The following is a 7105-nucleotide window of genomic DNA, read 5'->3' as shown; positions in this document are numbered from 1 at the left end:
GCCAAGTCCCGCCCCCGGCCACCAGCGTGCGGCTGCGCTAAAGGCTTCGCGGGACGGGCCGGTACCCCTGCTCGGCGAGCCATTCACGGGCGGCTCCCCGTCTGAGCTCCTCGTTCTCCGGCAGATCGGCCGGGGGAATCGGCAGGCCATTTCCTTCGTCCGCCGGAAGGACGTCACCGCACTCCAGGTCGACGACGTGGAGTCCCGCGTCGCGGAATGCATCGTCCATGGCGGCCGCCACCGCACCCAGATCCACCGGGAGCGGCGCCCGCTCCGGCGCCTGGCACATTCCCAGCGCCGCCCCGAGTTCGGCGGCCAATTCGGCATCGCCGGGAAGATCACGTCCGCGCAGTTCCGCGACGCATTCGCGGGCGAGTTCCCGCACCTCGCCGCCTTGCGTCAACGCCGCCAGCAGCACGTCGCCGGCGTACTGAAGGACGGGCCCCAACGGCCGTCCGCGCAGGACCTCCGCGTCCCCGATCCCCCGGTGCGCGGCCGCCCGCAACCGCGCCCACGCGTCCTCGTCCCATTCAGCCACGTAGACATTTGTACCGACATCCGCCGACACAGGACGGCGATTCACCGAGGCCGCTTGTCCTCCACATGCACGACCGTGAGTTCGGTTCCGTCCTGATCGCGCTTGGACCGGCCGAGAAGACCGACGGCCAAATCGTTCGCGCCGTCCTCGACCTCTTCCGGAGCGACATACGTGAGGACGTCGTTGTGGTGCCCGTAGACCGCCCATCCGGGCGCCGCGTCCAGATCGACCGTCCCGAAGTCACCGGCCGATGAGCCCGCGTGAACGGGCCCGTACTCGCGCAGCAGTTCAATCGCCTGGGCGTTCAGGTCGTCCCCGGGCTCCATCAGGATGACGCAGGTCCCGTTCTCGAACAGCACCCACGACTTCTCGTCGCCCTGGATGACGTCCCGCCATACCTGCACCAGTTCCTCGGTCACCATGCGCGGGATTCTGCCATGCCGCCGCAGCACTCGCACCTCGTCGCCGATGGGCGAAAAATCGTTAGGGGTTCGCGGGCCGCGTTCAGTAGCGTGGAACTCGTTCATGACGGGAGAAGGTGAAACGACCATGGCAAAGCTCAATCAGATCATCGCCGTCGAGAAAGGCGTGAAGAGCCGGGCTCAGCGCGAGCTGGCCGACGTTCTCCGCGTCCTGCAGAAGCCGGCGCTGCTTTCCGGTATTTCGCGCGTCTACCGCGCCAAGGACGAGGAGGGCGAGACGCTTCCGCCCGAGTCCACCAAGGTGCAGGTGAAGTCCGAGGACGCGCTGCGCGACGTCGCGCGGTCGCTGACCCGGCTGTTCGACGTGGTCGCCACCAAGGACTGGGCGAACGGCGAGGCACGGGCCGACATCGTGGTCGACGGGCAGACGATCCTGGCGCGGGTGCCGGTCACCTACCTGCTCTTCCTGGAGAAGCAGCTCACGGACCTGAACGCGCTCATCGAGAAGCTCCCCGTCCTGGACGCCGCCGAGGCGTGGAGCTACGACGAGAGCCAGGACGTGTGGCGCACCGACCCGGTCGAGACGTCCCGGACGAAGAAGGTGCCGCGGGCGCACGTCCTGTACGAGGCGACCGACAAGCACCCCGCGCAGGTCGAGACGTTCACCGAGGACGTCATCGTCGGCACGTGGACCAAGGTGGCGTTCTCCGGGGCGCTGCCGGCGCGCCGGGTGAACGAGCTGCGCGACCGCGTCGACCGGCTGCAGGCCGCGGTGCGGTACGCACGTGAAGAGGCCAACGCGGCGGAGGTCGACGACCGGCAGGCCGGCGACGCCGTGTTCGCCTACCTGTTCGCGTAACGGCCTTTCCCGTTCCGGCCCCGCCGGGACGGGAAAGGCCCCCCTAGAGACTTCCCCGCTGGAGCGCGGGGAGCGCGCCCGCAAGGGCGCGAAGCTGAGAATGAAGCTCAGTCTGCAAAGCGGTGACACTGGGGGTTCGAATCCCCCCTCGGGCATTCGCGCCCGAGTGGCCCAAGTCCGGCAGAGGCGGCCGCGTCAAGCTCAGACTATCGCTCCAGATTCAGCATTCGCCGTTCATCATCGGATCCACCCGGAGGCGGGCCCAGGTACCCGAAGTGCCAGTTCGAATCTGGCCCGCGGCTCTCATGCTGCGGTAGTTCAATGGAAGAACACGGGCGCTGTCAAAATGATCCGCCACCCGAACAACGCCGGTGAGTGAATACGACGGCACCAGGGCCCTGGGAATGGGTAGATTCCCAGGGCCCGCCGTCCGTTCAGGACCAGGGGACGAGGCGGAGTTCGTGGCCGGCGCCGGGGGCGGCGAAGCCGAGAAGCCGGTCGGCCTCCCGCTCGACGGCCGGCACGTCCGGTACCGGGGCGAAGTGCTCGATGGTCAGTGCGGCGTGCTGGGCCTTCTTGTCGTGCTTGAGCGTCCAGACGCCGTGGACTCGGCCGTCCACCAGGAGGGTCGGCTTGGTGATGGACCCGATGCACACGGCCTTGCGCTGCTCGTCCGTCATCATCCGGCCGCGGTCGGCGTAAGCGAGAATCAGGTTGTCGAACGCCGGGAGGAGCCGGACCGGCGCGGGGACGTCCGCGTCCGGGAGAGGCGCGCCGGGCAGGTCGAAGAGTTCCGCTCCGCTTTCGTCCCGGTAGGTTTCGAGCGACGCCCGAAGCTCCTCGAAGGTGGCGTCCATGCGGCGCATTCCCGACCACATCTGGAAGTCCTTGACCGAGGCCGGCCCGAACGCCGCGAGATAGCGGCGGATCAGGCGGTCGGCCCCCTCCTCGCCGAATGGCCTCCCGATCCATTCCTCGGCCAGCGCGAACGGGGTTGCGCCGCCTTTGTCCCAGGTTCCGCTGGGGGGCGGGTGGACCACGGACACCAGCGCCTGCGCGGACCACCCGAGGGCCTGCAGATCCCGGTCGGGCCAGCATTCGGCGAGCGCGCGGGCGAGCTGGGGCCGGGTGAGGATCCGGCCGTTCAGGAGCCTGCGGGCTTCGGCGGCGAGTTCGTCCAGGTCCCAGTCCTTGGTGACGCCGCCGAACGACGCCCGCCGCCCCCGCAAAAGGCTTTCCTGGACGAGGGGACGCACCCACGAATAGTCGGCGGCCGACGCCATGTGCTGCGTCCCGCGAAGGATCGAGCCGCGCACAACCGACCGGCCGTAGAGGAGTTCGGTGAGGTCATCCCGCCCGAAGGCGTCCAGACGCGCCCAAAGCCCGATGTAGGGCATGTTGGTCTCCTGCGCCTGAACCGCGACAAGCCGCTCGACCGCCTCCAGGACCGGCATACCCGACCGCTTCAGGAGAAGCTGCCGCTCAAGAGCCGCCCGGTTCAACGTCCGGCGATCCAACGTCCGCACCATGACCCCACCCCAGAGAAGACGATCCGTCCCCAAAACTCTATCAGAACGGAACACTCTATTCCACATCGCCTAGATACTGCCCGCTGGGCAGCCAAGCACTGCCGGTGCTGGTCTATATACGCAAGGGCGAGACGTTCGCCGAACTCGGCGCCAGGTTAGGTGTGTCGACCACGACCGCCTGGAGGTACATCAACGAGACGGTCGAGCTGCCGGCCGCGCGTTCACCCAAGCCCGCCCTAGCGCTACGCAATGCCGTCGAGGACGGGCTGCTCTACCTGGCGCTGGACGATGCCCTCACCCCGATCGACCGCATCGCCACCGACCGCCCGTTCTACTCAGGAAAACACAAGCAGCACGGGATTGAACCTGCAGGCCATCTCCGCCCCAGACGGCGCAATCGTGTGGGTGTCGGGCGCGCTGCCCGGCGCAGTACACGACCTGAGGCCCGCGCGCATCTGGGGGCGTCCTGCGCGCCCTACAGGCCACCGAACTGCTGGTGCTGGCGGACAAGGCATCCCGTGCGGTTAGCTTGTCAAGCTGCGGCAAGTGAGCGCGGTGTGAACGCGGTGGCTTCCCGATAGGACTGCCGGGTTTGCAGACAGTGGTGCAGACAGCCGGGCAGCCGGTTGAAGGTGTTGCGCGACGCCGCGGTGTGAGGATCACCGGCGTCACGTCGTCGCTGGTAGTGGGCGCGGGCTCCGGGTGAGGCGGTCAGCGCCGAGAATGCCCCGCTGGTAGCCGGCGGTGGCCAGGCGCTGGTTCTTGACGCGTCGGTGCATCACAGTCACGCTCCTGCCCGAGGCGCGGGTGACCGGAGCGGACCCGGCGCAGGCCTTGAGGGATCTGGCGCCGGCGAACCGCGAGCGGTCGTCGCCCATCTCCGAGAGCACCCGGGCGCCGGTGAGTCGTCCAAGACCGGGCAGGCCGGTGATGATCTCGGCGTCCGGGTGCTGGTCAAAAGCCTCTTCGGCGGCCTCGGCGAGCTCGTCGGCATTGACGCAGGCGGTATCGAGTGCCCGCAGCAGCGCCACCGCCTGACGGCCCATGGCCCGCTCAACCGGCGCCGGCCGGCGCAGCTGTTCGGCGATCAGGACCTGGTGGAGGCGGGTGGCCTCGGCCATCAGGCGGCGTTGCCGCCCGGCCTGGCGCAGCAGATCGACGATCTGCTCGACCGACAGGTCGGCCGCAGCTCCAGGGGTCGGGGCAGCGGCCAGGATCGCGCGCGCTTCGGGACGCATGATGCCGCCGCGGGCGTCGCGGAACGCCGCCAGGAAGGCCGGGTAGCACTCACGCAGCAGCGATCGCCGCTTGTTGTGCGCCTGGGTGCGGTCCCAGACCGCGTCCTGCTGAGCACGCGCCAGGACGGCGATCGCCTGGACCAGGTCCGAGCCGGCCGGCATCGGCCGGTGCATCGCCATGTCGGTGCATCGCCATGTCGGTGCATCGCCATGTCGGTGCGCAGGATGCTGGCCGGCACCATCGCATCGGCACGGTCGGATTTCTTGCGCGATACCGAGTGCCGCTCGCGATACCGAGTGCCGCTCGCGATACCGGGACACCGCCAGCGGGTTGATGACGAACATCGGCCGCCCGATCCCACGCAAGCACGCCACCAGCAACCCTCGCGAGGTCTCAATCGCCACCGCGATGGGACTGTCGGGACCGTCCCCGGCCTGGGCGAGCATGTCCAGCAGCTGCTTCAGACCGGCCGCGTCATCGCCGATGCGCCGCCCTGCCACCAGGGCGCCATCGGCGTCCACGATCGCAACATCGTGGTGCCGCTCGGACCAGTCGATCTACAGAACACCGTCATAGGCATCCCTCCCGAGTCATCGTGTTGTGTCGGCCCGCCGAGGGCACACCGCACCCTAATGACAGGACTCGCGGTCCACCATCCCACCAGCCGTTCGCGACCTCAGACCCTCACGGGCCCTCCTACTTGCTCAACGGCTCCCGGCCCCGGCACACACAACAGACGACCCCGCAAACGGCTCAAATCACGACTGCCAAAGGCCCGGCCCCACCAAGGCCAGAACGGACCGACCGGTCTTGTCGCAGCGCTCCCTGCACCGGCTACTCACAAAGTCTCCACCGTTGACCAGCAGGGCCGGGCCTACATGCTCATTAGGCTTACTCCTCCCGCCACAACCGCCGCTACCTGCGGCGACGCGGGATCAAGTGCACCATCCCCGAGCCGGCCAACCAGATCGGCCACCGGAAGCGACGCGGTTCGGCGGGCGGACGCCCTCCAGCGTTCGACGCCGAGGATTACAAGGCAAGACACGCCGTCGAGTGCGGCATCAACCGGCTCAAGCGGAACCGGGCGGTGGCCACCCCCTACGACAAGTTGGCGATCCGCTTCGAAGCCAGTGTGCACATCGCCGTGATCGGCGAGTGGCTGCGACCAGGGCCTGTGCCATCCTGACCGTGCCGATCAAGCACCTCAGGTGACGGGACCCGCCATGGCCCTCCACTTTGCCGTCGAGAACGCCTCCCACCGCGCCGAAACCGAGAGCGGTGACTTCGTCGACGAGCCGTCCGAAGACGCGATCTTCATGTTGATCGGCGACCTCAACCTCACCGACAACACCTTCATCACCATCGAACCACTCGTAGACGCCCCCGCCTGGTACGCCTCGATCTCCCTGCTGGCCGAAGGCGGCTACGAAGTCGAGTACCGCGACGCCCGCCGCAGCGATCACCGGCTGACCACCGAAACCGACACAAGCAAGATCGCCAAAGACACCGTCATCTGGCTAGCCCACCGATAGCGCAGCCAACCAGCACGCCCAACGACTTCTGAAACACGGCCCAGTCGATAGTCGCCGAGCTTGGTGAGGTGGTGTTTCTGCCGCGGGTCATCCGGGACTTGCTGGCTACCCACGACGACATCGTGGACGGCGACCTGGTCAAGTTCGGACGGCCCACGCTTCCCGCCGGCCCCGCCGAACCGGCATCGGCGACCGCCCCGACCACGCCATCTTCGGTCGGCACCTCGCCCTCTGCTGGGGTGACCTGCTGCTCGGGCTGATGGGTGATCTGACCGCCTGAAGGAACGACGGGCGGGGCTCTGTTGTCGTTCAAGCGCCGAGGGTCACTGGCGGTCGGGGCGGATGACGTGCCAGGTGCCGGATGGTGTGACCCAGATGAGCAGGCCGGGCCAGATCTGGAAGAGATGCCAGTCGGAACGCTGCTTGAGCCTGTGGTGGCGTCTGCAAAGAGGGGCCAGGTTGCAGCGGCAGGTGATGCCGGGCCGCCATGGCACGGTGTGGTCGAGGTCGCATCGGTGTGAGGGCTGGTTGCAGGTGGGGAACACGCAGGTCGCGTGCCGGGCCGCGACCTCTTGACGCATCTTGGCGGGTGGCCGGTGGCCGGGGCGTCCGTGGGTGTGGGCGTCGCCTTGGCAGGCGGTGTCACGGGCGCCGGCGAGTTGGTGGTGGATGCGTTGCGCGGCCCGTCCGACAGCGATGCGCCTGTCCTGGGGATGGGCCTCTCCGCGCGCCTGCGTCAGCAGTTCATCGGTGATGTCGGCGAGTGAGGCGAGGGAGGCGGCCTCCGCGTCAGCACCGACCCGGCCTTTGGAGTGGCCGGTATCGCTACGGACGTGGTGTCCGGCTCCGCCGCCGTCGCAAGGGTCCCCGCCCGGCTCGGCGTGGCCGGCCGAGACCGCCCCGACGCCGATGGCCGCGCTACCAGTGGCCGCGGTACCAGTGGCCGCGCTACCGGTCTCATGGAGGACACCGCAGGGGGTGGGGAC

General features: G+C 68.5%; 6 protein-coding genes and 3 pseudogenes. 4 read left to right on the top strand and 5 right to left on the bottom strand.

The features are described 5' to 3' along the window. Positions 1–37: 37 nt before the first annotated feature. Entirely contained in the window at positions 38–538 is a 501-nt protein-coding gene (locus tag E1293_RS42330; RefSeq protein ID WP_132205020.1) for a hypothetical protein, read from the bottom strand. A 41-nt stretch (positions 539–579) separates the two neighbouring features. Beyond that, on the bottom strand, positions 580–1065 hold the full coding sequence (locus E1293_RS42325; protein WP_243717401.1) for a hypothetical protein: 486 nt from the start codon (positions 1063–1065) through the stop codon (positions 580–582). A 22-nt stretch (positions 1066–1087) separates the two neighbouring features. On the opposite strand from E1293_RS42325, the gene E1293_RS42320 reads away from it, so the two are divergent. Further along, entirely contained in the window at positions 1088–1819 is a 732-nt protein-coding gene (locus tag E1293_RS42320) for a DUF7873 family protein (protein ID WP_132205018.1), read from the top strand. A gap of 434 nt (positions 1820–2253) precedes the next feature. Here the strand turns inward: E1293_RS42320 and E1293_RS42315 are convergent, their stop codons facing one another. Beyond that, positions 2254–3273, bottom strand: coding sequence for a winged helix DNA-binding domain-containing protein (locus E1293_RS42315; protein WP_243717399.1), 1020 nt, complete (start codon positions 3271–3273; stop codon positions 2254–2256). A 161-nt stretch (positions 3274–3434) separates the two neighbouring features. Between E1293_RS42315 and E1293_RS42310 the strand changes: the two are divergent. Then, positions 3435–3871: pseudogene (locus E1293_RS42310) on the top strand (transposase); the annotation flags it as partial. Between the two features lie 9 nt (positions 3872–3880). Here E1293_RS42310 and E1293_RS42305 read toward each other — a convergent pair. Continuing rightward, positions 3881–5161 (bottom strand): annotated as a pseudogene (locus tag E1293_RS42305) (IS110 family RNA-guided transposase). Positions 5162–5491: 330 nt separating this feature from the next. Here E1293_RS42305 and E1293_RS42300 point away from each other — a divergent pair. After that, positions 5492–5773 (top strand): annotated as a pseudogene (locus E1293_RS42300) (IS5/IS1182 family transposase); the annotation flags it as partial. Positions 5774–5795: 22 nt separating this feature from the next. Continuing rightward, positions 5796–6119 (top strand): hypothetical protein, encoded by a 324-nt coding sequence (locus E1293_RS42295; RefSeq protein WP_207939427.1) that lies wholly within the window; start codon positions 5796–5798, stop codon positions 6117–6119. Positions 6120–6442: 323 nt separating this feature from the next. On the opposite strand, the gene E1293_RS49015 is transcribed toward E1293_RS42295, so the two are convergent. Next, a partial coding sequence (locus tag E1293_RS49015; protein WP_207939426.1) for an HNH endonuclease signature motif containing protein occupies positions 6443–7105 on the bottom strand: 663 nt, incomplete at its 5' end.

The organism is Actinomadura darangshiensis (assembly GCF_004349235.1).
In the GTDB taxonomy this organism is placed as follows: Bacteria; Actinomycetota; Actinomycetes; order Streptosporangiales; family Streptosporangiaceae; genus Spirillospora; species Spirillospora darangshiensis.
Note: the sequence above shows the minus strand (reverse complement) of the source record. Positions and strands in the feature narration are given on the sequence as shown.

Bases quoted from the DNA above. Each gene is read 5' to 3' on its own strand.
- E1293_RS42325 (WP_243717401.1), bottom strand. From the start codon at position 1,065: ATGAACGAGTTCCACGCTACTGAACGCGGCCCGCGAACCCCTAACGAT.
- E1293_RS42320 (WP_132205018.1), top strand. From the start codon at position 1,088: ATGGCAAAGCTCAATCAGATCATCGCCGTCGAGAAAGGCGTGAAGAGC.
- E1293_RS42315 (WP_243717399.1), bottom strand. From the start codon at position 3,273: ATGCCGGTCCTGGAGGCGGTCGAGCGGCTTGTCGCGGTTCAGGCGCAG.